Genomic DNA, 21,563 nt, shown 5'->3' with positions numbered 1-21,563 from the left:
CCTACTGTGAGCGCTATGTCGCTGCACAAGGGTGCCGAGGGACTGCCGAGACTCGCCGTCAACCCCTTCTACGCGGGAGCCGATCCGGTCGCGGGCAGGCGCATGGCGCCGCCCAAGCACCGGCTCCCGGCCGGGCCGATGCCGCCCGCGACCGCGTACCAGCTGGTCCACGACGAACTGATGCTCGACGGCAACGCCCGGCTCAACCTGGCCACCTTCGTCACCACCTGGATGGAGCGCGAGGCCCAGGTGCTGATGGCCGAGTGCTTCGACAAGAACATGATCGACAAGGACGAGTACCCGCGCACCGCCGAACTGGAGCGGCGCTGTGTGTCGATGCTGGCCAACCTGTGGAACGCGCCCGACCCCGAGAAGGCCGTCGGCTGCTCCACCACCGGCTCCTCCGAGGCCTGCATGCTCGCCGGGATGGCGCTCAAGCGGCGCTGGATGAAGCGCCAGGGCGACCGCTATCCGGGGCAGGCCCGGCCCAACCTGGTCATGGGCGTCAACGTCCAGGTCTGCTGGGAGAAGTTCTGCAACTTCTGGGAGATCGAGGCGCGCATGGTGCCCGTCGAGGGCGACCGGCTGCACCTGGAAGCCGAGACGGCCCTCGCGCGGTGCGACGAGAACACCATCGGCGTCGTCGCCGTCCTGGGCTCCACCTTCGACGGCTCCTACGAACCGGTGGGCGAGATCTGCGAGGCCCTGGACGGGCTCCAGGAGCGCACCGGCATCGACATCCCCGTCCACGTCGACGGGGCCTCCGGCGGCATGATCGCGCCCTTCCTGGACGAGGACCTGGTCTGGGACTTCCGGCTGCCGCGCGTGGCGTCGATCAACACCTCCGGGCACAAGTACGGGCTGGTCTACCCGGGCGTCGGCTGGGCGCTGTGGAGGGACGGCACGGCGCTGCCCGAGGAACTGGTCTTCCGGGTCAACTACCTCGGCGGCGACATGCCGACCTTCGCCCTGAACTTCTCCCGGCCCGGATCGCAGGTCGCCGCGCAGTACTACACCTTCCTGCGGCTGGGCCACGACGGCTACCGCGTCGTCCAGCAGACCGCCCGCGACGTGGCCGTCTATCTGGCCGCGCGGATCGAGGAGTACGGCGACTTCCGGCTGATCACCCGGGGCGACCAACTGCCGGTGTTCGCCTTCACCACCGCCGACCACGTCAGCGCGTACGACGTCTTCGACGTCTCCCGGCGTATGCGCGAGAGCGGCTGGCAGGTGCCCGCCTACACCTTCCCCGCCGACCGCGAGGACCTGGCGGTGCTGAGGATCGTGGTGCGCAACGGCTTCTCGATGGACCTCGCCGACCTCTTCCTCGCCGATCTGGACCGCTACCTGCCCCAGCTGCGCGAGCAGGACCGTCCGCTGCACGCGCCCGGCAAGGCCCCCACGGCCTTCCATCACTGAGTCGCCCCGCCCCGGGCAGACGCACCCCATGGGCCAGGACACTCAGACCAAGGGCACCGTCTTCGTCGCCCTCGCCGCGAACCTGTTGATCGCCGTGGCGAAGGCGGTCGGAGGCCTCCTCAGCACATCGCCGGCACTGCTGTCGGAAGCGGCCCACTCGGTCGCCGACACCCTCAACGAGATCTTCCTGCTCGCCGCGCTGCGCCGCAGCCGGCGCAGGCCCGACGCGCAGCACCCCTTCGGCTACGGCAAGGAGCGCTGGTTCTGGTCGCTGCTCGCCGCGGTCGGCATCTTCGTCATGGGCGGCTGCTTCTCCTTCTACCAGGGCATCACCGCCTTCCACGCGCACGAGCCGCACACCCTCAGGGCCTTTCTGATCGCCACCGCCGTCCTGGTGGTCTCCCTTCTGGCCGAGGGATCGTCCCTGGTCAAGGCGCTGCTCCAGGTGCGGGGCGGGGCACGCGAGCACCACCGCTCCTTCCGCACCGAACTGCGCGAGGGCGAGGACCCCACCCTGCGCACGGTGATCGGCGAGGACAGCGCGGCGGTTCTCGGCGTGCTGCTGGCCCTGGCGGGCGTGGGGCTGCACTGGGCCACCGGCGGGCGGCAGTGGGAGGCATGGGCGTCCCTGGCCATCGCCGTGCTGCTCATGTTCGTGGCGTACCGGCTGGGCAAGGACTGCCGCGACACCCTCATCGGCGAGGCCGCCGACCCGCGGCTGCGGCAGCGGGCGCACGAACTGCTCGCGGGGCAGCCGGAGATCGACACGGTGACCGGTCTGCTGACGATGCGGCTCGGCGTCGACTCGGTGCTGCTGGCCGCCCGGGTGGACCTGACCGGGGGCATCGACAGCGAGACGGTGGAGGAGGCCGCCGTAAGGATCAAGACCACGCTCTCGGACGAGTTCCCCGAACTGGACCAGATCTTCCTGGACGTCACGGACGCGACGGAGGAGGACCGCCGCGAGGCGAACGACCTGCGCCAGTCGCTGCGCGCGGAGGCGGCACGGCACGAGGGCGTGGACTGACCGGTCGCCCGGCCCGTCCCCGCCCTCGTGGGGGTGGTGCGTGCGCGCGTTACCGCACGTCGACGAAGACCGCGGTGCCGTCGCTGTCGAAGTGCTTCGCGTCACCGAAGTACTGGATCAGCCACTTGCCGTCGGAGGTGGGCTTGCCCTTGAGCGTGGCCTTGCCCGTCGAGCTCGTGGTGCCCGAGGAGACGTACGTCCACTTCGTCGAGCCCTTCTTCTGGAAGAAGAGCTCGACGTGCCGGCCCTTGTACGCCCGCCAAGTGCCGGACACGTGCTCCTTCAGGGTGCCGGTGAACGTGACGGTGGCCCCCTTCTTCGGCTTGGTCGCGGACGCCTTGATCGAGTACATCCGGGTGTTGGTGCGGGTCAGCCGGACGGGCTTGGTCGTGCTGTCGGCGAGCTCGTTGGAGACGAAGTGGTGCAGCCGGTAGTAGCCGTCGAGGTGGCCCCACTTCGAGAGCGTCGCCACGGAGCCGTTGTTGTCGGCGTGCGCGGTGCCGAGGTCCGTCCAGCCGGCCTTGCCGTCCTTGGAGTACTCCAGGTGGACGACCTGCGGCTGGTAGATGCTCGTCACCCGGTCGTACGCCGAGTACAGCCGGGCGGACATGGTCACCTTGGTGTCGGCGCCGATCTTCGCGCTCACCTCGGTGAAGACGGAGTCCGCCGGCAGGACGATCGAGCCGGCGGCGGCTGCGGACGCGCTCAGATAGGGGTCGTCCTCGGCCGCGGACCATGACCCGTACACCGAGGGAGTCGCGACCACCTTGCCGCTGAAGGCGCCCGAGCCGCTCGTGGTGACCGTGACGGCCCCGCCACCGCTGAGGCTCAGCCGCAGCTGCGCCCCGGCGACCGGGGCGCCCCCGGTGTCCTTCACGGTGCCGCTGATGGTCACCGCCTGGCCGGGCACCGCGCGGGTGCGGTCGGCCTTCGCGGTGACGACCACGGCGGTCTGCTGTATCTGCGGGCTCCCGGCGCCCTGCTCATAAGTGCCGTGCACCTCCGCGTCGTCCGCGGTGTACGCGGCGGACAGCTCGGTCCACGTGGCGACCGGGAACTCCGGCGAGACGAAACTGCCGTCCGCGCCGGTGACAGCCTGCGCGGGGGTGCCGGGGCGCCCGTCCACAGTGCGGGTCACGTCGACCGTGGCGCCCCGCAGGGGCACCTCGTCGCCGCTGCCCGGCTGGATGCCGAGGAGCGTGCCGGTGACGGCGGTCGTGCGGTGGTCCTTGTCAAGCACGGCGCGGGTCAGCGCGGTGCCGGTGAGGACGGGCCGCAGGGTGAAGTCCAGGGAGCCGGCACCCGTGCGGGTGACGGTGTTGCCCTGGTCGTCGGTGGCGGTGACGTCGACGGCGTACCGGCCGAGGTGCGGCATGGCGCCGCCGTCCTCGGTCAGCTTGAGCACGGCGTCCGACGGCACGGACCACTGCTCACCGGAACCCGCGAGCGGCAGCGCGTCCACGACGACCGCGTCACCGTCGCGCACGGTCGCCTTGACCGAGGTGACCGTGCCGCCGGGGGCGTCGGTCCACACCGGCACGGTGAAGGACCCGCGCTGGGTGTCGGCGGTCCGCGCCAGGCCGATACCGAGCGGGCCGGAGTCGGCGGCGAGGGCCGGGGTGACGGCGAGCCCGCCGGAGAGCGCGGCCACCGAGGCGATCAGCGCGAGAACGCGCCGTGACTCAACGGGCATTGACGTACTCCGTCTTCGACTCGCTGTAGAAGTGCGTGGAGTCCGGCTCCAGGTAGGAAGCCCACGTGGCGTCGGCGTAGGCCTTGGTGCCGAGGCTGAAGTGACCCGCCGCGTCGGTCTTCCCCTTCACCGTCCAGTACCAGGAACTCTCGCCCTTGGGCTTGAAGACGATGACGATCCTCCCGCCCTTGTACGGCTTCCACTTGCCGCCCGACAGGTACTGGAGCGTGCCCTTGGCCCTCAGCGCCCCGCCCATGTGCGGGCTGTTGGGCGTCATGTCGAAGGAGACGATCCGGGTCACCGTACGGTGCAGGCGCTTGGTGGCCGAGGCCACCGCGAGCATGCCGTCCGACTCGGAGTGGTAGGCGCGGTAGTAGCCGTCCGTGTAGCCCCATCCGCTCACCGAGAAGGAGCACTTCCCGCTGCCGGAGTCGGTCGCCTGGACCGACGCGAGGGACTTCCAGCCGGTCTTACCGTCCTTGGAGTACTGCAGCGAGACCTTCGCGTTCCAGCAGGCGCCTGACAGCTTGCCCTTGGCGGTCACCTTCCCGTAGGCGTCCAGCGACGTGGTGACGCCCGAGTAGGAGCCGGCCGTGGGCACGTTGACGAAGTGCTCCACGTACGGGAAGCCGCCGAGGTACTCCGACGGCTTGACGTAGGTGTAGTGCCAGGTGCTCTTGGTCGCGGTCGCCGGGAAGGAGAAGTTCCCGGAGGCGTCCGCGGTACCCGTGCCCATCAGGCCGGGCGTGCTGTAGCGGTACACGTCCGGCGGCTGCGGGGTCGTGACCAGGGGCGCACCGGCGAAGGGCTTCCACCCCTGGTCGGTCAGCCGCTGGACAGTGCCCCGCATCGTGAACTTGGCGCCCTTGTGGACCCGCTTGGTCGACGGGTCGCCGCTGATCCGTACCTGCACGGCGCGGGCCGGCAGTTCGGGCAGCGGCACCGCGTCCAGCGGGTCGGTGTCGGACCCGCCCACCACGACGGCGCTGCCGGAGGTGAGCGCTCCACCGGGCGTCACGCTCACCGAGAAGGCGCCGTCGTCGCCGGATGTCGCCGTGGCCGAGCCGGACTTGGCGTCCACACCGACACGGGCGGTCCAGGACACCCGCACCCGGGTGCCGGGCGCGGCCGGGCCGGTCGTGCCGGTCGCCGGGTCGAAGGTCGTGACGGTGCCACTGAGCACCGCCGACCGGTGGTCGTAGTCGGTGCTGTCGCGGTCGAAGCCGAGCTTGCCGGCCCCGCTGTGCAGCCGGTAGCCGAACAGGCCCGCGGTGCCGTGCTCGGCGCCGGTCCAGTGCTGGACGGTGCCGCCGGGCAGGCGGTAGTCGACGTCCACCGGGTAGTCCCCGTACGCCTTGCCCTCGGGCAGGGCGAGCGGCTCGGCGGTCGACCAGCCGCGCCCGGAGTAGGTCAGATCGTCGGTCGAGGCGAGCACGGCCGCGTCCGCCGCGGCGGACTCCCGGACGCTCACCTTGACCCACAGCGCGTCGTTGGTGTCGAGGTTGACGGCGAGTGTGCCGTCGTCGCCGGTGGACAGGCCGTGAACGGACTCCCCCTCGGCGAAGGCCGGCGCGGCGGCCAACGGCCCGGCCGCGAGGCCGGCGGTGAGAAGGAGTACGGCTCCGCTACGAACGACGGCAGGCCGATGTGCGCGCGATATGCGCATGCAGGACCCCCCACAGGTCAGAAAACCGGCGGCGTCAGATTCGCACGCCGGAGGCCGAACAGTAACGGACCTGTGCGACAGCTGTGGAGGAGGGGGCGTGTGGGGCTCAGGGGGCCGGGGAAGCGGGTTCGGCCACGCGGACGCCGTGCCGGGCCAGCCAGGGGAGCGGGGGGACGGCCGAGCCCATCTGCGGGGTGACACGCACCTCGAAGTGCAGGTGGGGGCCGGTGGAGTTGCCCGAGTTGCCGGACAGCCCGATGCGCTGCCCCGCGCGCACCCGGCGGCCCGGCGCGGTCTCGATGACGGACAGGTGGGCGTAGTGCGTGCAGTAGCCGTCGTCGTGCCGGACGACGATCTGGTTGCCGAAGCCGTCGCCGCAGCCGGCCGCCACCACGGTGCCGTCGCCGACCGCGCGGACCGGGGTGCCCGAGGGGACCGCGAAGTCCTGGCCGGTGTGCCGGTGGGCCCAGTGGGAACCGGCGTCGTCGAAACCGGCGGAGAGCCTGTAGCGCGCCACCGGGCTCACCCAGAGCGGGACGCCGCGGCGGACCGCGACCGGGACCGCCTCGTCGACGGGGTCGGTGTGCGGGCAGCGGGCGGGGATGCCGCCGCCCAGCAGGGCGAGGTAGCGGGCGGCGAGCCCGGCCCCGGCGCGCAGCAGCCTCTCCTCGATGCTCCGCCGGAGCGCCTCCTGCCGCCGCGCCTGGTCGTCCAGCTCCTCCAGCGCGGCGGTCACGGCCGCCGCGTCCGCGACCAGCCGGCGCTGCGCGGCCCGGTGCGCGGTCAGCAGCGCGGCCTCGGCGTGCTCGCCCTGGCGGACCAGGGTCACGTCCTCCAGCAGGCGGTCCGGGCTCCCCGACAGCAGTACCCGCGCCGACGGGCTCAGTCCCGCGTTGCGGTACTCCGTGCGGGCCATGGCCCCGACCCGGTCCCGCAGCAGCCGCATCCGGCGCCGCTCGTCACGCGTCGTCGCCCGCAGCGCGCGCAGCTCGGCGCGCTTGCGCCCGGCCGCCAGCTCCACCGCCTCGTACCGCTCCACGGCGCGTTCGGCCTCCGCGTACAGCCGCTCCACGCCGGGGCCGTCCGCGGGCCGGCCGATCGTCGTCGCCACCGCTGCCGCCGCCGTTCCCCGCAGCGCGAGGGGCACCGTCAGCAGCAGGCACAGCACCGCGGCCACCGCCTTGCTTCGCATCGGGCCGATCGTGGCGGCCGGCCGTGCGCGTGGCCCGGGCGACACGCCCCGCCGGGGCCCATAGCCACCCGCCGGGGTGATCGCATCCGGGCGTGCGCCGAACGGCCGACCGCCAGATCATGGGTACGGGCGCGCTCGGCGGACGGGAGGATGACCCGGGTGAGCGGTGTCAGTGGGCCCGGCACCTGGTCACCACTGGACCACGAGGTCCCGCGGCGCTGGACGGCACGCGGGCGGGCGTGGGCATCCTCGACGCGCGGTTGCGCTACCTCTACGTCAATCCCGCCCTGGCCCGTATCGACGGGGTCTCCGCCGAGGCCCACGTGGACCGCACGATCACCGAGGACCGACGGCCTGGTGGAGCGGCGTGGCGAGGACATCGACGTCTCCCTCGACCGGCCGGCCCGGTTGCGGTTGCACCCGGACGGGGATCTGGGCGGGCTGGTCGACCGGATCTTGTCCCTGCTGGTCCGCGAGCCCGGCGAGGACGACATCGCGGTGCTCGCGGCGCGCATCGTCCGCTAGGCCGCAGGAGGGACGCATCCCCCGGGCGGCGCAACACTACGGGCGAAATCGGGGCAATGCCGTCACGATGATCATACGGGACTGCCACCGGGGCGGTCCCGGGAACCGGCTCCCTCGGGGAGGACCTGCCGTGACCGTCAGCCTCGCGCAGTTGCGCCGTTGTTCCGTAGCCGTCGATCTCGGCGCCTCACGGACCCGCGTCTACATCAAGGGACAGGGACTCGTCGTGGACGAGCCCAGCGTGGCCGCCGTCAACGCCCACAGCGGAGCCCTCATCGCCGTCGGATCGCTGGCCGAGCAGATGACCGGGCGCACCCCCGACCACATCCGCGTCGTCCGCCCCATCCAGGCCGGCATGGTGGTCGACATCGACATGGCCCAGCGCATGCTCCGGCACCTGCTCGGCGGCCGGCTGCGCAAGGCCTGGCGGCGCAAGCCGATGCTGCGCGCCGCCGTGTGCACCCCCAACAGCAGCAAGCCGCTGGCCCAGCGGGCGGCGATCGAGACGCTGTACGGGCTCGGCTCGCGGCGGGTCGAACTCGTCGACTCCGTGATCGCGGCGGCAGTCGGCTGCGGGCTGCCGGTCGAGCAGCCCGAAGCGACAATGATCATGCTCAGCGGGGCCGGCACGACGCAGATCGCGGTGCTGTCGCTGGGCGCGATCGTCGCGGCCGAGACCATCCCCGTCGGCGGCGACGCGATCGACCACGTGGTGGTGCAGCACGTCCGCAACGCGCACGAACTGGTGCTGCCCACCCAGTCAGTACGCCCGCTGCACGAGATCCTGTCCGCCCCGGGGCCGATCGCGCCGAGCACCGAGGTACAGGGCCGGGACGTGGCCAGCGGCATCGCCCGAACGGTGACCGTCGACATCGAGAGCGTCCGCAGGGCCATCCGCATGCCGATGGCGGCCCTCGTCGACGGGATCGGCACGGTCCTGCGGCGCTGCCCTCCCGACCTGGTCGCCGACCTCACCGACCGCGGCATCATGCTCGCCGGGGGCAGCGCACTGCTGCCCGGCCTGGACATGATGCTCCGTCAGGCCACCGGGATGCCCGTCCTGATCGCGGACCGGCCGGACGTCTGTGCGGTACTCGGGCTCGGCGCGATGATGGAGGGCGAGGTCCTGCCCATGCCGATGGACTCGCTGTCGGCATAGGGCGTGCGGCACCCCGTCACACGTCCAGGGCTGCCGGGACGGGGAGGCCCGCCCCGCCCCGGCCGAGCTGGATCTCGTACGCGGCGCCGCCGGCCTCCGCATCGGCGCGGTCCGGCGCCTTGCCGCGTGCCTGACCCGCGGGCGGGGCATGCGGGTCAGCACACCCGCCCGCCCGCCCTCCCGGGTGCCCTGTGAAGTCAGTGACCCCGGCGCCCGTTTACGTGGGTGCCGGGTTCGGGGCCTCCGGGGCTGGCCATTCTGGACAGCACATTTAGGTGCCTCAGGCGCCTTGTGCTGCGTACTCCGGGTTGTGCACCCAAATATGCTCCAGTGTCCAGAACGCCCACCCTCCCCCAACCTTCGGCCGGGGGTGCCCCCAACACCCCCGCCCCTCGGTGAGTTGTCGCGCCTGATCCCCGGTGGGGGGTGTGGAGCCGGTCCGGGGTGGTCGCGGTTGCCTGGACGCGGCCTCGCGGTGGCGGTCGGGGCGTGCAGCCGGCCGTGAACCCATGAGGTTGCCCGGCGCCCCATCCTGTCGCGTGTGCGGCGACGGACGCCCGATGGGGGTGGGGGTGGCCGCGGTTGCCTGGACGCGGCCCCGCGGTGGCGGTCGGGGCGTGCAGCCGGCCGTGAACCCATGAGGTTGCCCGGCGCCCCATCCTGTCGCGTGTGCGGCGACGGACGCCCGATGGGGGTGGGGGTGGTCGCGGTTGCCTGGATGCGGCCTCGCGGTGGCGGTCGGGGCGTGCAGCCGGCTGTGAGCCCATGAGGTTGCCCGGCGCCCCCTCCCGCCGCGTGTGCGGCGACGGACGCCCGATGGGGGGTATGGAGCCGGTCCGGGGTGGCCGCGGCTGCCTGGACGCGGCCCCGCGGCCGGCCGTGAGCCCTCGGTGGGGGAACAGGGGGCGGTTTTGGCTCGTGTCATCGTCGGCGCAGCGCAGTCGGGTTGCGGGAATGATCACCCAGCGGCGCCGGGCTGCGGTGTGGCGGCCCCACTGTGCGGGCTGCGGTCGTCGGCCTGCGGAGTGGACGGGGTCCGGTCTGTCGAGGGTTCCCGCGGGTTGGCGCTGCGTCAACGGCGGCCCCAGGCACGGCGCCGCCCTCACCCCCCCCCACCGGGGATCAGGCGCATGACGAAACCTGAGGGGGCGGGGGTGCAGGGGTGGGCGTTCTGGACACTGGAGCATATTTGGGTGCACAACCCCGGTGCGCAATGTGAAGGCCCTGAGGCACCTAAATGTGCTGTCCAGAATGGCCAGCCCCGGAGGCCCCGAACCCGGCACCCACCTGAACGCGCGTCGGGGCGCCCTGACTTCACAGGGCTGGGGGCACCCCCGGCCGAAGGTTGGGGGAGGGCGGGCGGGCGGGGAAAAAACCCCGGCACCGCGAAGCGCAACGCAGCGCGTTGCGCGAACGAGACGGATCCGCAACGCCGCGGAAGCCCCCCTGGGAAGGCCCCGTACGTCACAGTCACAGAAGCCGAACGGGGAGGGGACACGACATGAGGCGGACGACAAGAGCGGTCGTGCTGGCGGTCACCGCGGGGGCGCTGCTCGCGGGGTGCGGTGCGGTGGGCCCGCGCGGTAACAGCCACGACGCGGGGCCGCGCCCCGCGCCCGCGCCCACGCGCGTCGCGGGGGGCACGCAGGCGCCGGACGGCAAACTCGCCTCCGCGCGCGACCAGTTGTCGACGTTCGCGCTGGACGTGGACACCGCGTCGTACGGCTACGCCAGGCAGCAGCTGGGCAATGGGCAGCTGCCCGACCCGTCGGCCGTGCGGTACGAGGAGTTCGTCAACAGCTTCCGCCAGGACTACCCGAGTCCGGACGGCGACGGCTTCTCCGTCACCGCGGACGGCGCCCGCATCCCCGGGGCCGGCGCGCGCTGGTCGCTGCTGCGGGTCGGGCTGGCCACCCGCGCGGCCGACAAGGCGGAACGCAGGCCGGCCGCGCTGACCTTCGTCGTGGACGTCTCCGGTTCGATGGCCGAGCCGGGCCGCCTCGACCTCGTGCAGAAGGCGCTGCGTTCGGCGGTCGGCGAGCTGCGCGGGGACGACTCGCTGGCCGTGGTGACGTTCAGCGAGCGGGCCCGGGTGGCGCTGCCGATGACGCGGCTGGGCGCCGACGGCGCCCGCGCGCACGCGCGGAAGGTGATCGACGGACTGCGGCCCGAGCAGTCGACCAATCTGGAGGCGGGCCTGCGCGCCGGCTACGACGTGGCCCTGGAGGGCGCCCGCGAGGGGGTCACGAACCGGGTCGTGCTGCTCTCGGACGCGCTGGCGAACACCGGCGAGACCGATCCGGACGCCCTGCTGAGGCGGATCGACCGCGCCCGCAAGCAGCACGGCGTGACGCTGTACGGGGTCGGCGTGGGCAGCGAGTACGGCGACGCGCTGATGGAGCGGCTGGCCGACCGGGGCGACGGCCACACCTCGTACGTCTCCACCGAGCGCGAGGCCCGCGCGCTCTTCGTGGACCAGCTGCCGGCCAACGTGCAGCTGCGCGCCCGCGACGCCAAGGCCCAGGTCGCCTTCGACCCGGGGACGGTGGAGGACTACCGCCTCATCGGCTTCGAGGACCGGGCCGTGGCGGACGAGGACTTCCGCGACGACCGGGTGGACGGCGGCGAGGTCGGCCCCGGGCACACCGTGACCGCGCTGTACGCCGTGCGGCTCAGGCCCGGAGCCCGGGGGCACGTCGCCACCGCGACCGTACGCTGGCTCGACCCCGCGGGCCGCGCCCCGCACGAGGAGTCGGCGACGATCGAGGCGGACCGGCTGGCCGGCCCGCTGTGGGATGCCGGTACGTCGCCGCGACTGCGCGTGGACGCGGTGGCCGCGTACTTCGCCGACGCCCTGCGGACGTACTCCACCGGTGACGAGCAGCTGCCCGGCGCCCCGGGACTGGCCGAACTCGACGAGCGCGCGCACTCCCTGGCCGAGACGACGGAGGACCCGGCCGTGGCCGACCTCGCGGAGTCCGTCGACCGCGCGTACGCGCTCCGCGCGGCTTGATGGAGTATCAGTGGAGCATGGCAGCAGAAAAGGAACCCGAGGCCGAACTCGACGCGCGCTACAGCAGTGACGGCGCCGACCCGACGACCTGGAGCCAGGCACGCCGTTTCCTGGCCGATGCCGAGATCTACTGGCTGACCACCGTCCGCCCCGACGGGCGTCCCCATGTCACCCCGGTCATCGGGGTCTGGCACGAGGACTCCCTGCACTTCAGCACCGGCGCCGAGGAGCGCAAGGCGCGCAACATCGCCCGCAACGCCAAGGTGGTGCTCACCACCGGCAACAACGCGCTGCACGAGGGCCTGGACGTGGTCGTCGAGGGCGATGCGGCGCGCGTGCGCAGTGACACCCAGCTGCGCCGCATCGCCGCCGCGTACGAGGCCAAGTACGGCGAGGAATGGCGCTTCGAGGTGCACGGCGAGGTGTTCCGCGGGGAGGCCGGCAACGAGGCGCTCGTCTACGAGGTCGAGCCGAGGACGGCCTTCGCCTACGGACGGGGGACGACATACAGCCAGACGCGCTGGCTGTTCTAGCCGGCGGCCGGCCGGCGCTCACGGCGGAACAGAGCGGTCCACAGGAAGGGCTCGCCGAAGTGCGGCGAGCCGGCCGGCTCGTCGCGCATGCGGCGCAGTTCGACTTCGGTGAGCCCGGAGAAGATCGCGCGCAGTGATTCCGGCGAGTAGGCGAGCCCGCCGTGCAGGCGGGCCTGCCGGTAGAAGTCGGCGTCCGGCAGCTCCGACCCCATGGCGCCGGAGGCGAAGCAGGTGAGGGCGAGGTGGCCGCCGGGGGCGAGGACCCGGTCGAGCAGGGCGAGGTAGCTGACGCGGCGGTGCGGCGGCAGGTGGTGGAAGCAGCCCGAGTCGTGGACCAGGTCGTACGGGCCCTCCAGCGGGCCGCCGGCCGCGGACAGGGCGAAGGCGTCCCCACGGTGGAAGCGCACGCCCCGCACGCCGGTCTCGCGGGCCCTTTCCTCGCCCCAGGCGACGGCGGCGGGCGAGAGGTCGACGGCGTCCACGGCGAAGCCCCCGGCCGCCAGGTGCAGGGCGTTGCGGCCGGGACCGCAGCCGAGGTCGAGGGCCCGGCCGCCCGGGGTGAGCAGGCCCCGGGCGAGGTAGGAGACCAGGTTCTCGTCCGGTTTCGGCGCGAAGAACGGCACCGGCCTTGAGCGGTCGGCGTAGAAGCCGTCCCACCAGTCGGCCGCGCCGCCCGTCCAGCGGTCGGCCTCCGGCGCGAACAGGCCGTCCAGCAGTTCCAGCACATCGTCGACCGTGCGGATATGACGATCCATCAGAGCTCCCTTCGTGGTGCCGTCAACCTAGGCCGACGGGGCGCGAAAGCCCAGCTCAGCGGTGGTTTCACGGGGGCCGGTGCGGGCGCCTGAGCGGCTGCCGCGGCCCGGGCGGAAGCTCCCTCCGGCCCGGGGGCGAACGGCCGTCCGCACTCCCGCGAGGGCCGCCACGGGCCCGTTCCCGGCGACGCGCGGGCGGGTTTCTCCATTCGCCGGAACGCGCCGGCACACCGGGGTCGCCCGCCCGGAGGGCGGCCCCGGGCGGCTCCCCCGACTGCCGCTGGGGAGCCCCCGGGTGCGGTGGCACCGCGCGGCGGAAGACCGTCTCCACGGCCGCGTGAGCAAGAACCTGGGCAGTGTCGTCCTAGAGCTCGGCGCCGTCCGCCGCGGCCGTGCCGTGCTCCCAGCCCTCGCGGTCGCGGCCCTTGAGCCGCTGGGAGCGGGTCTGCGGGAACATCTCGTCGGCCGCCCGGCCCACCGCGACCTCGCGCGCCGCGAGTACGGGCAGCACCCCGGCGCTCCCGCCGCCCTCCTCGCCGGCCTCGCGCGTGGCGTCCCGGGTGGCCGTCGCGAGACGTTCCCCGATCCGTCCGGCGTAGGCGATGAGGAAGGACTCACGGAAGTTCCGGGACAGGTTCTTGCGGCCCTTGACGCGTGCCGTGCCGCCGCCCGCCGCCGGCGCGCCGCCACCGCCCCGGAGCATCGCGGCCTCGGCCTGGACCAGCAGCGAGGTGTAGAGCACCTCCACGGCCTCCAGATCGGCCTCGTAGCCGACCACCGTCGAGAAGCCGAACTCCGCCGACCACACCGCGCGGCAGCGGTTCGCCGCCGCGACCGCGTCCAGGAGCAGCGCCTTGGGGGCCTCGTACGGCCGGTCGACGCCGACGCGCCGCGCGCCCGGCCCGTCGCCGGGGGCGGTCCCCGCGAGCAGGGCCTCGTCGACGCTGTAGCGGGCCATCAGATGCTGCGCCTTGGCGCTGAGCGCCTCGGCCTCCTCCGGGTACGGGGTCGACTCCGCCTTCGCCAGCAGCGCGCGGATGCGTCCGAGCTTGGACCCCGCGCCGCCGCCCCCCGCCGCGGGCCGTGGGGGCGCGGCGGTCAGCGGGGTGATCCGGGGCAGCCGGCCGAGGAGGCGGACGAGTTCCAGCACGGCGGTCGCCGCACCGAAGCGGTCCAGCCGCTCCTCGCGGGCGTACGCCGTCAGCAGGGCGGTCGCCTCCTGCCGCGGCGCGCCGTCCGCGGCGAGCAGCCGTTCCGCGAGCCGCACATGCTCGGGGCCGAGGTCCCGGCGGGCCATCCGCACCAGGTCCTGGTCCCCCCAGCCGCGGCGCCGGCAGCCGCTCAGCAGATCGTCCGCCGCGGCCACCACCGCAGGGCCGGCCTGTTCCCATCCGGCCGCCGCCAGCACCGACGCCCCGGCGTCCATGGCGAACTCCGCGTCCGCGCCGGCCGCCCCCACGGCGCCGGCGAACGCCTCCCGTACCACCGTCGTCACGTCCCGCACGCCGTCCAGGATCGCATCCCGCCGACACGCCGCGTACGGAGCAGGGTGGTCGCGCGAGCCGGGCGGCGGCACCAGGGTGGGGGCCCGTGAGCACCGAGACCCGAACCGCGGGCTGGGACATCAGGACCGCCGGCCCGTCCGGCCCCCGGCACCGGGCGCTGCTGCTGCCCGGCGGCATGTGCACCGCCGAGTTCTACGCCGACGTCATGGCGGAACCGGCGATCGCGGACGCGCGCCTCGGCCTGACCGCCGTCACCCTCCCCGGATTCGGGCGCACCCCGGCGCCGGAGGACGTCTCCGTGGAGAACTACGCGCGCCTGCTCGGCCGCCTCGCCGCCGAACGGGACTGCGACCTCGTCGTCGGACAGGGGCTGGGCTCCACGGTGGCCATCGAGATGGCGGTGACCGGCGCCTTCGCGGGCCCGCTCGTACTGCTCTCCCCCAGTTTCTCGAGGAACGACGAGGCCCGGGAGTTCGCGCTGCTGGACCGCCTCGGCCGCGTCCCGGGACTGGGCGGGGCGGCCTGGGCGGTCGCGCTGCGGCTCTTCCCGCGGGCCGTGCGCGACGGCCTGCCGCCGGGTCGCCGCGACGCCCTCGCCGCGGTCCTGGCCGACAACGACCCCGCCTTCTGCCACCGCGCGCTGCGCCAGTACTTCGACCACCTGGACCGGCACGGCTCGCTCGTCCCCCGGCTGTGCGCCACCGCCCAGGCCGCCTGGGTGGTCCGCGGCGACGCCGACGACATCGGCCTCACCGACGGCGAACGCCGCGACCTGGACGCCTGCCCCAGCATCACCCTGGTCCCCGTCGCCCGCGCCGGCCACGGCGTACTCGTCGAACAGCCCGCCCGCGTCGCCGCGATCATCACCGAGGCCGCCGCCCGCCTGGGGTGACACGGAGGTGGGTTCGGTGCGGGTCAGCAGTCGCCGGTCGCCGGTTCCCCGCGCCCCCTCGGCTGCGGGGGGATTCCCCGCCGACGTCGGCCGTGCTCCGTGAGATGGCGCGGTACCGGGCCGGGCCGATCACCCGCGGCGCGCTCACGCAAGCCGACGGGGTCCGGCTGATCCGCGACGCGGCCCGGGAACGAGGAGGTCCCGCGGAATCGGCGGATGCGGTGCGACGGGCGGACGGCTGGGAGCCGTCACCGTACGCGCGGGACGACATCCGCACCGGCATCGTGCGGGCCGCCGCGCGGCTGTTCGCGGGATGATCGGTCACTCCCCGGTCGCCCGCGCGTCGTTCGACGGTCACCCGATGATGCGATCGTGCGGTAGTGACTCGCACCATGGCCCTCGGACTTGCCGGGACGGTCGCGCTGGCCGTCGGCGGAAGGGCCGCGGGAGCGCTGCCCGTTCGCGACGGAATCGCCCTGCCGCGGGGCGAGGCGGCCATCGGGCTGCTGGTGGCCTACTTCGGGCTCGGGCTGCTGATCGCCGCGTGGTGGCAGCTGGGCCGGCTGGTGCGCGGACCGCGGCCGCCGACGATACGGAGCCTGCTGACGACGTTCGCCGTGTGGGCCGCGCCGCTGCTGCTGGCGCCGCCGCTGTTCAGCAGGGACGTCTACAGCTACCTGGCGCAGGGCGCGATGGTCAGCAAGGGCATCGACGCCTACACGTACGGACCGAGTGTGCTCGGCGGTGCGGCGGCGGCCGAGGTGCCGGCGATCTGGCGCGACACCCCGGCACCGTACGGTCCCGCCTTCCTCGCGCTCGCGCGGCTGAGCGCGCACGCCGGGATCACCGGGATGCGGGCGCTGGCGCTGCTCGGAGTGGCACTGCTGGCAACGCAGTTGCCGCGGCTCGCCCGGCGCTGCGGCGCGGACCCCGCGCAGGCGGTGTGGCTGGGGGCGCTCAACCCCCTGGTGCTGCTGCACCTCGTGGCCGGCGCCCACAACGACGCGGTGATGCTCGGCCTGCTGGGTGCCGGTCTCGGCGCCTCGCTGGCGCGGCGGCCGGTGATCGCGGCGGTCCTGGTGACGCTGGCCGCCCTGGTGAAGGCCCCGGCCGCGCTGGGACTGCTGGTCGTGGCCACCTTGTGGGCGGAACACATACAAGGGCACTGGCGGTTGGCCCGCGCGGGCGCCGTCACGGCGGCGGTCGCCGGGGCGACGACGATCGGCATCACGGCGGTGACCGGCGTGGGGTACGGCTGGATAGGCGCCCTGACCACGCCCGCCTCCGCCTCCAACTGGTCGCTGGTCAACATGATGGGCCGCTTCATCGGCACCCCGCACACCTGGCGGGTGCTGAGCCTGGTCGCCGTGGCGCTGGCGATCGGCGCGGTGTGGCTGTTCCGCAGGCGGCTCGGCCCGGTGTACGCGCTCGGCCTGAGCCTGCTCGCGGTGGCCCTGCTCGGCCCCGCGATACGCCCCTGGTACCTGCTGTGGGGGCTCGTGCCGCTCGCCGTGGCCGCTCCTGACGGCCGGGTGCGCCGGGTCGCCGCCGTGGGCAGCGCGGTCCTGGCCCTGGCGGTGCTTCCGAACGGCTTCCCGGCCACCGTGCACCAGGTGGCCCTGGCCACCGCGGGAGCCGCCGCGGCCCTGCTGCCGATCGTCGTGCTCCATCTCGTGCGGCTGGTCCGGCCGGCCCGCCCGGCCCCGGCCCCGGCCCCGGCCCCGGCCCCGGCCTCATGAACGTCAGGACCTCCATGCGCAGTGCTCTCGGATTCCTCCGGTCTCCCGCCACTCTGCGTGCCGTGAGCGCGGTGGTGGCGGTGACCGCGACCCTCGTGTTCCTCGTGACGGTGCCACTGCACCGGCACTGGTTCGACGTGGCCGTCTACCACGGCGCCGTCAACTCCTGGGTGCACGAGAGCGGTGCGCTCTACGACTACGTACGGCCCGGCACCCCGTACGGCTTCACCTATCCGCCGTTCGCCGCGCTGTGCATGCTGCCGATGGCCTGGGTGGACTGGCCGACCACGGTGGTACTGGCGGCCACCCTCAACATCGTCGCCGGGCTGCTGGTGCTCCAGTGGACGGCCGGCCCGCTGATCCGGCGCCAGGGCTGGCCGTACTGGTACGCGATGGTGCTGGCGGGCTGCCTGCTGTCGCTGCTCGAACCGGTCCGGGACACCTTCACCTTCGGGCAGGTCAACCTCGCGCTGCTGGCGCTGGTGCTGCTCGACGCCGAACTGCTGCGACGCGGCAGCCGCTGGGCCGGGTACGCGACAGGCCTGGCCGCCGCCGTCAAGCTGACCCCCGCGCTGTTCATCGGCTGGCTACTGATCGCCGGGCACCGCCGGGCCGGGCTCACGGCGGCGGCCACCGCCGCCGGGGCGACCCTGCTCGCCGCGCTGACCGCGCCGGGGGCGTCCCGGACGTTCTGGACGGTGGCGATGTGGGACACCGACCGCGTCGGCTCGCTGTCGTACGCCGGCAACCAGTCGCTGCGCGGCACCCTCGCCCGGCTCGACGCGCCGGAGTGGGTGTGGGCGGTGGCGGTGGTGGCCGTGCTGGCGGTGTGGGCGTACAAGGTGCGGCGCGCCGACGTCACCAACGGCGTCGCGTTCACCGGCGTCGCGGCCTGTCTGGTCAGCCCGGTGACCTGGGTGCACCACCTGGTGTGGATGATCCCGGCGCTGGCCGTACTGGCGGGTGAGGCGCTGCGGGTGCGGACCCGGGACCGGGTGGCCGTGGCGGTCGGCGCGTATGTGGTGCTGTGCAGCAGCATCGTGTGGCTGTGGCTGGACGAGCCGGGCCAGGGCGGTCCGGGCTCGCTCATCGGCGGCAGCGCGTACGTCTGGATCGCCATGGGACTGCTGCTGGGGCCCCGGCACGGATGGCGTAGCCGGGCGCGCACCGCAGCGATCTTGGCTGACAGTGTGGGAGAGCGGGCCGGCTGACGGTCCTACAGCTCACGCGGCCCCCCTGACGACCGAGGAGTTCACGCATGCGTGTGTCCCTGCGCCGGACGTTGATCATGACCGCCGCGTGTGTGAGCGCCGTGTGCGTGCTGCCCCTGGCCGCCGCCGCGCCCGTGCGGACGCCGGCCCCGCTGCCCGCCCTCGCCCCGCTCCTGGGCGCGAGCGCGCCGAACGCCATCCCCGGCGAGTACATCGTGACCCTCACCCCCGGCAGCGACCCCGCGGACGTGGCGCGGGACGCCGGGATCACCCCGCACCACCTCTACCAGGACGCGATGCTGGGCTTCTCCGCCCCCCTGACCGAGCCCCAGTTGACGCAGGTGCGCGCGCTGCCCCAGGTCCGCAAGGTCGAGCAGGACACCACGGTCGCGCTCCCCCCGGAGGACCGCGTCACCTCGCCGCCCCGGCGGCTGCTTCCGCGCCTGGGCGGCAACGGTGGACACGGCGGACACGGGACGGACGGTCCCGACGGTCCCGACGGTCCGGACATCACGGATGCCACCGACGCCGAGCTCTCCGCGCCCGGCATCTTCTGGGGGCTGGAGCGCATCTCCCACCGCACGCCCCACACGCACGGCTTCACCGTGAAGGCCACCGGCTCCAAGGTGACCGCCTACATCATCGACAGCGGCATCGACTTCGGGCACGACGAGTTCGGCGGCCGTGCCACGCCCGGCATCGACGAGATCGACGACGGCCTGGACGGCGAGGACTGCGCCGGTCACGGCACGCACGTCGCCGGCACGGTCGGGGGCGCGCACGCCGGCATCGCCCGCGCGGTCCACCTGGTCTCCGTCCGGGTCCTGGACTGCGATGCCTCGGGCCCCAACTCCGGGATCATCGCGGGCATCAACTGGCTGGCGCGGAACGCGGTCAAGCCCGCCGTGGCGAACGTCTCGCTGGGCGGCATGTTCTCGCCCGCGATGAACGACGCCCTGGACGGCCTGGCCCGCGCCGGGGTCTTCCCGGTCGTCGCGGCGGGCAACGACGACATCAACTCCTGCGTCATCTCCCCCGCCAGCGCGACGGAGGCGTTCACCGTGGCGGCCACCGACCGGGCCGACCACCTGGCCTCCTTCAGCAACTTCGGCAGCTGCGTCAACCTCACCGCGCCCGGCGTGGACATCGCCTCCGCCTGGCCCGACGGGTCGTACGCCCTGATGAGCGGCACGTCGATGGCGGCGCCCCATGTGACCGGGATCGCCGCGCTCTACAAGGACACGTACGGGGACGCCCCTTTCGAGGTGGTGAAGAAGTGGCTGATCGCCCAGGCCACCCCCAATGTCTCGGCCGGAGCCCCGTGGGGGACGCCGCCGCTGCTGGCCTTCACCGGCGATCTTTGAGCGACGCCGGATCTCGCCGCCGCGGGGGCCGGTCGGAACGCCGCCGTTCCGGCGCAGGTACCGGAATCCTGGACTCCGAAAGTCCGTGATAGTGGGATCTGGACATGTAGCATCGAGAACATGAGGATGAACGAGGGCGTGGAGTGGGCGCTTCACTGCTGCCTCAACCTGGCCTGGGCCGGTCCCGAGAAGGCCGTCACGGCGGCCCGGCTGGCCGCCTTCTACGAGCTGCCCACGGCCTACCTCAACAAGCAGCTCCAGGCGCTGGCCCGCGAGGGCATCGTCTCCTCCACCCCCGGGCCGCGCGGCGGCTTCCGGCTCGCCCGGCGGCCGGAGGACATCACCGTCCTGGACGTCGTCACGGCCATCGAGGGACGGGACCCGGCGTTCCAGTGCACCGACATCCGCAAGCAGACTCCCGGCATGGGCACACTGCTCGGTGACGACTTCCGCCAGCCCTGCCTGGTGCACCAGGCCATGTCCCGCGCGGACCTCGCCTGGCGCCGGGAACTGGCCGGTCAGACGCTCGCGGACCTGAAGGCGTCCATCGTCGCCGTGGCACCTCAGGCGCCGGAGCGTACGCGGGGATGGCTTCTGGAGGCCCGGACCTGACGCTCCGCCGGGGTCGCGGGCTTTCCCCCGCCCTCCCGCCCTTCCCGTTCACCGCGCCCGAGCCCCGGTGCGGGGTGAAAGGGGGCCGGGGTGCAGTCGGGAGAGGGTGGCGGGGGCGGCGATCGAGGGGAGGATGTGGTGCCATAACTGGGCGATCCGCTCGGCGACATCGGCACGCGCCGTGGTCGCCTCGGAGATCAGCTGCATCCCGGTGAAGGCGCCGACGACCACCTCGGCGGTCTGCTCGGGGACGACATGGGGCAGTGCCTCGCCGCGCTCCTTGGCCTCGGTCAGCAGGCGGGTGGCGACGTCCACCCACTCGCCCCACGGGTGGGGGCCTCCGTGGAAGACGCCCTCGACGGCCAGCCGGGCGCCGGCGCGGACCATCGGGTCGGTGCGCAGCAGGTGCGCGAAGTGATGGGAGACGTCGATGAGGGTCTGCAGCGGTGAGTCCTGTGCGGGTGGCGCCACGGTCGGGGTCCGCTCGTCCATGACCGCCTGCGCCAGCGCCTCCTTCGACGTGAAGTGGAAGTACAGCGCGCCCTTGGTGGCCTCCGCGCGTCGCAGGATCTCCGAGATCGCGGCCCGCTCGTAGCCGTATTCGTCGAAGACGCCGGCCGCCGCCTCCACGATCCTGCGGCGGGTCTGCACCGCGCGCGCCTGTTTCGCCATCACTGCCTCCCGGCCGCGTGCTGGGCACCGTCGAGCGTACCCGCCCGATCGGGGCCGTCCGGCGGGACGGCCCCGAGGCGGTTCAGGAAAGGTCGCGGGAGAAGTGCAGGGCCGTGATCGCCATCCGGCAGGTGTGGTGGAAGCGGTGTGCGCCGTGATTGGTCACGCCCGAGTCCAGCTCGACGCGTTCGCAGCCCACCTTGCGCGCTCTGATCTCCAGTTCGTCCATCAGCCGGGCGCCCACCCCGGCGCGGCGGGCGTCGAGGGCGGTGACGAGGTCGTCGACGAAGAGGGTGCGGCCCCGGCTGGTGGCGAGCACACGGTGCGTCGCGACGGCGAGGTACCGCCCCTGGTTGTCGCGTGCGGCGGTGAAGACCAGGCCCTGCGCGTGCGCCTCGTCGGCGAAGGCGGCGAACCCGTCGGCGGTCAGGGCGGGCCTCAACGTACGTATGAGAGGCCCCACTTCCGCCGTCATGTCCGGTTCACCGGGCCGTACATCCACGAATGTCAGCTCCATGCGCAGATCCTAAGAGGGCCTGGAGGATCTCCGGTGGGCCACAAGCTTCTGTGCTGAGGGCTCCGCCGC

19 protein-coding genes are annotated in these 21,563 nt (G+C 73.5%); 12 read left to right on the top strand and 7 right to left on the bottom strand.

Annotated features, from left to right (window positions below):
• Positions 1 to 15 precede the first annotated feature (15 nt).
• Together gad and RV983_RS20395 are read left to right on the top strand one after the other, a co-directional pair.
• Positions 16 to 1,419 carry a glutamate decarboxylase gene (gene gad / locus RV983_RS20400; protein WP_475987197.1) on the top strand — a complete coding sequence of 468 codons (1,404 nt, stop codon included), beginning with the start codon at positions 16 to 18 and terminating at the stop codon, positions 1,417 to 1,419.
• Positions 1,420 to 1,447: 28 nt separating this feature from the next.
• On the top strand, positions 1,448 to 2,446 hold the full coding sequence (locus RV983_RS20395; RefSeq protein ID WP_475987196.1) for a cation diffusion facilitator family transporter: 999 nt from the start codon (positions 1,448 to 1,450) through the stop codon (positions 2,444 to 2,446).
• Between the two features lie 49 nt (positions 2,447 to 2,495).
• Here RV983_RS20395 and RV983_RS20390 read toward each other — a convergent pair whose 3' ends face one another.
• The 3 genes from RV983_RS20390 to RV983_RS20380 all read right to left on the bottom strand — a co-directional run bounded on the left by RV983_RS20390 (position 2,496) and on the right by RV983_RS20380 (position 6,997).
• Positions 2,496 to 4,139, bottom strand: coding sequence for a carboxypeptidase-like regulatory domain-containing protein (locus RV983_RS20390; RefSeq protein ID WP_475987195.1), 1,644 nt, complete (start codon positions 4,137 to 4,139; stop codon positions 2,496 to 2,498).
• On the bottom strand, positions 4,129 to 5,805 hold the full coding sequence (locus RV983_RS20385; protein WP_475987194.1) for a hypothetical protein: 1,677 nt from the start codon (positions 5,803 to 5,805) through the stop codon (positions 4,129 to 4,131). The genes RV983_RS20390 and RV983_RS20385 overlap by 11 nt, the downstream gene beginning before the upstream one ends.
• Positions 5,806 to 5,911: 106 nt before the next feature.
• Positions 5,912 to 6,997, bottom strand: a complete 1,086-nt coding sequence (locus RV983_RS20380) for a M23 family metallopeptidase (protein ID WP_475987193.1) — start codon at positions 6,995 to 6,997, stop codon at positions 5,912 to 5,914.
• A gap of 357 nt (positions 6,998 to 7,354) precedes the next feature.
• Here RV983_RS20380 and RV983_RS20375 point away from each other — a divergent pair, with 357 nt between their 5' ends.
• The 4 genes from RV983_RS20375 to RV983_RS20360 all read left to right on the top strand — a co-directional run bounded on the left by RV983_RS20375 (position 7,355) and on the right by RV983_RS20360 (position 12,227).
• Positions 7,355 to 7,522: a hypothetical protein gene (locus RV983_RS20375; RefSeq protein ID WP_475987192.1), complete on the top strand. Its 168-nt coding sequence runs from the start codon at positions 7,355 to 7,357 to the stop codon at positions 7,520 to 7,522.
• A 130-nt stretch (positions 7,523 to 7,652) separates the two neighbouring features.
• The gene (locus tag RV983_RS20370; RefSeq protein ID WP_475987191.1) at positions 7,653 to 8,681 is read left to right on the top strand and encodes a rod shape-determining protein; all 1,029 of its coding nucleotides are present in this window, start codon (positions 7,653 to 7,655) and stop codon (positions 8,679 to 8,681) included.
• Positions 8,682 to 10,182: 1,501 nt separating this feature from the next.
• Complete coding sequence (locus RV983_RS20365; RefSeq protein WP_475987190.1) at positions 10,183 to 11,694, top strand: vWA domain-containing protein; 1,512 nt, start codon at positions 10,183 to 10,185, stop codon at positions 11,692 to 11,694.
• Positions 11,695 to 11,711: 17 nt separating this feature from the next.
• Positions 11,712 to 12,227 carry a pyridoxamine 5'-phosphate oxidase family protein gene (locus RV983_RS20360; protein WP_475987189.1) on the top strand — a complete coding sequence of 172 codons (516 nt, stop codon included), beginning with the start codon at positions 11,712 to 11,714 and terminating at the stop codon, positions 12,225 to 12,227.
• Here the strand turns inward: RV983_RS20360 and RV983_RS20355 are convergent.
• Together RV983_RS20355 and RV983_RS20350 are read right to left on the bottom strand one after the other, a co-directional pair.
• A complete protein-coding gene (locus RV983_RS20355; RefSeq protein WP_475987188.1) occupies positions 12,224 to 12,982 on the bottom strand; it encodes a class I SAM-dependent methyltransferase in 759 nt (252 codons plus the stop codon). The two genes, RV983_RS20360 and RV983_RS20355, sit on opposite strands and share 4 nt — an antisense overlap.
• 364 nt (positions 12,983 to 13,346) lie before the next feature.
• A complete protein-coding gene (locus tag RV983_RS20350) occupies positions 13,347 to 14,486 on the bottom strand; it encodes a DUF2786 domain-containing protein (protein ID WP_475987187.1) in 1,140 nt (379 codons plus the stop codon).
• Between the two features lie 86 nt (positions 14,487 to 14,572).
• Here RV983_RS20350 and RV983_RS20345 point away from each other — a divergent pair, with 86 nt between their 5' ends.
• From RV983_RS20345 to RV983_RS20320, 6 genes are all read left to right on the top strand, one after another.
• Positions 14,573 to 15,379: an alpha/beta fold hydrolase gene (locus RV983_RS20345; protein ID WP_475987186.1), complete on the top strand. Its 807-nt coding sequence runs from the start codon at positions 14,573 to 14,575 to the stop codon at positions 15,377 to 15,379.
• A 104-nt stretch (positions 15,380 to 15,483) separates the two neighbouring features.
• Entirely contained in the window at positions 15,484 to 15,696 is a 213-nt protein-coding gene (locus tag RV983_RS20340; RefSeq protein ID WP_475987185.1) for a hypothetical protein, read from the top strand.
• A gap of 75 nt (positions 15,697 to 15,771) precedes the next feature.
• Positions 15,772 to 17,118, top strand: coding sequence for a polyprenol phosphomannose-dependent alpha 1,6 mannosyltransferase MptB (mptB, locus tag RV983_RS20335; RefSeq protein ID WP_475990385.1), 1,347 nt, complete (start codon positions 15,772 to 15,774; stop codon positions 17,116 to 17,118).
• A gap of 62 nt (positions 17,119 to 17,180) precedes the next feature.
• Entirely contained in the window at positions 17,181 to 18,329 is a 1,149-nt protein-coding gene (locus tag RV983_RS20330; protein WP_475987184.1) for a glycosyltransferase 87 family protein, read from the top strand.
• 47 nt (positions 18,330 to 18,376) lie between these two features.
• Positions 18,377 to 19,693 (top strand): S8 family peptidase, encoded by a 1,317-nt coding sequence (locus RV983_RS20325; protein ID WP_475987183.1) that lies wholly within the window; start codon positions 18,377 to 18,379, stop codon positions 19,691 to 19,693.
• A 120-nt stretch (positions 19,694 to 19,813) separates the two neighbouring features.
• Positions 19,814 to 20,305, top strand: a complete 492-nt coding sequence (locus RV983_RS20320; protein ID WP_475987182.1) for an RrF2 family transcriptional regulator — start codon at positions 19,814 to 19,816, stop codon at positions 20,303 to 20,305.
• Between the two features lie 48 nt (positions 20,306 to 20,353).
• Here the strand turns inward: RV983_RS20320 and RV983_RS20315 are convergent, their stop codons facing one another.
• Positions 20,354 to 20,977, bottom strand: coding sequence for a ScbR family autoregulator-binding transcription factor (locus tag RV983_RS20315; protein ID WP_475987181.1), 624 nt, complete (start codon positions 20,975 to 20,977; stop codon positions 20,354 to 20,356).
• An 82-nt stretch (positions 20,978 to 21,059) separates the two neighbouring features.
• Positions 21,060 to 21,494: a GNAT family N-acetyltransferase gene (locus tag RV983_RS20310; RefSeq protein WP_475987180.1), complete on the bottom strand. Its 435-nt coding sequence runs from the start codon at positions 21,492 to 21,494 to the stop codon at positions 21,060 to 21,062.
• Positions 21,495 to 21,563: the final 69 nt, after the last annotated feature.

Source organism: Streptomyces sp. RLA123, from assembly GCF_056270165.1.
The sequence above is the reverse complement of the archived record's forward strand: the minus strand, read 5'-3'. Positions and strand labels throughout refer to the sequence as shown.

Bases quoted from the DNA above. Each gene is read 5' to 3' on its own strand.
- mptB (WP_475990385.1), top strand. From the start codon at position 15,772: ATGGCCCTCGGACTTGCCGGGACGGTCGCGCTGGCCGTCGGCGGAAGG.
- RV983_RS20315 (WP_475987181.1), bottom strand. From the start codon at position 20,977: ATGGCGAAACAGGCGCGCGCGGTGCAGACCCGCCGCAGGATCGTGGAG.
- RV983_RS20360 (WP_475987189.1), top strand. From the start codon at position 11,712: ATGGCAGCAGAAAAGGAACCCGAGGCCGAACTCGACGCGCGCTACAGC.
- gad (WP_475987197.1), top strand. From the start codon at position 16: ATGTCGCTGCACAAGGGTGCCGAGGGACTGCCGAGACTCGCCGTCAAC.
- RV983_RS20395 (WP_475987196.1), top strand. From the start codon at position 1,448: ATGGGCCAGGACACTCAGACCAAGGGCACCGTCTTCGTCGCCCTCGCC.
- RV983_RS20340 (WP_475987185.1), top strand. From the start codon at position 15,484: ATGGCGCGGTACCGGGCCGGGCCGATCACCCGCGGCGCGCTCACGCAA.
- RV983_RS20320 (WP_475987182.1), top strand. From the start codon at position 19,814: ATGAGGATGAACGAGGGCGTGGAGTGGGCGCTTCACTGCTGCCTCAAC.
- RV983_RS20310 (WP_475987180.1), bottom strand. From the start codon at position 21,494: ATGGAGCTGACATTCGTGGATGTACGGCCCGGTGAACCGGACATGACG.
- RV983_RS20355 (WP_475987188.1), bottom strand. From the start codon at position 12,982: ATGGATCGTCATATCCGCACGGTCGACGATGTGCTGGAACTGCTGGAC.
- RV983_RS20380 (WP_475987193.1), bottom strand. From the start codon at position 6,997: ATGCGAAGCAAGGCGGTGGCCGCGGTGCTGTGCCTGCTGCTGACGGTG.
- RV983_RS20385 (WP_475987194.1), bottom strand. From the start codon at position 5,805: ATGCGCATATCGCGCGCACATCGGCCTGCCGTCGTTCGTAGCGGAGCC.
- RV983_RS20365 (WP_475987190.1), top strand. From the start codon at position 10,183: ATGAGGCGGACGACAAGAGCGGTCGTGCTGGCGGTCACCGCGGGGGCG.
- RV983_RS20325 (WP_475987183.1), top strand. From the start codon at position 18,377: ATGCGTGTGTCCCTGCGCCGGACGTTGATCATGACCGCCGCGTGTGTG.
- RV983_RS20390 (WP_475987195.1), bottom strand. From the start codon at position 4,139: ATGCCCGTTGAGTCACGGCGCGTTCTCGCGCTGATCGCCTCGGTGGCC.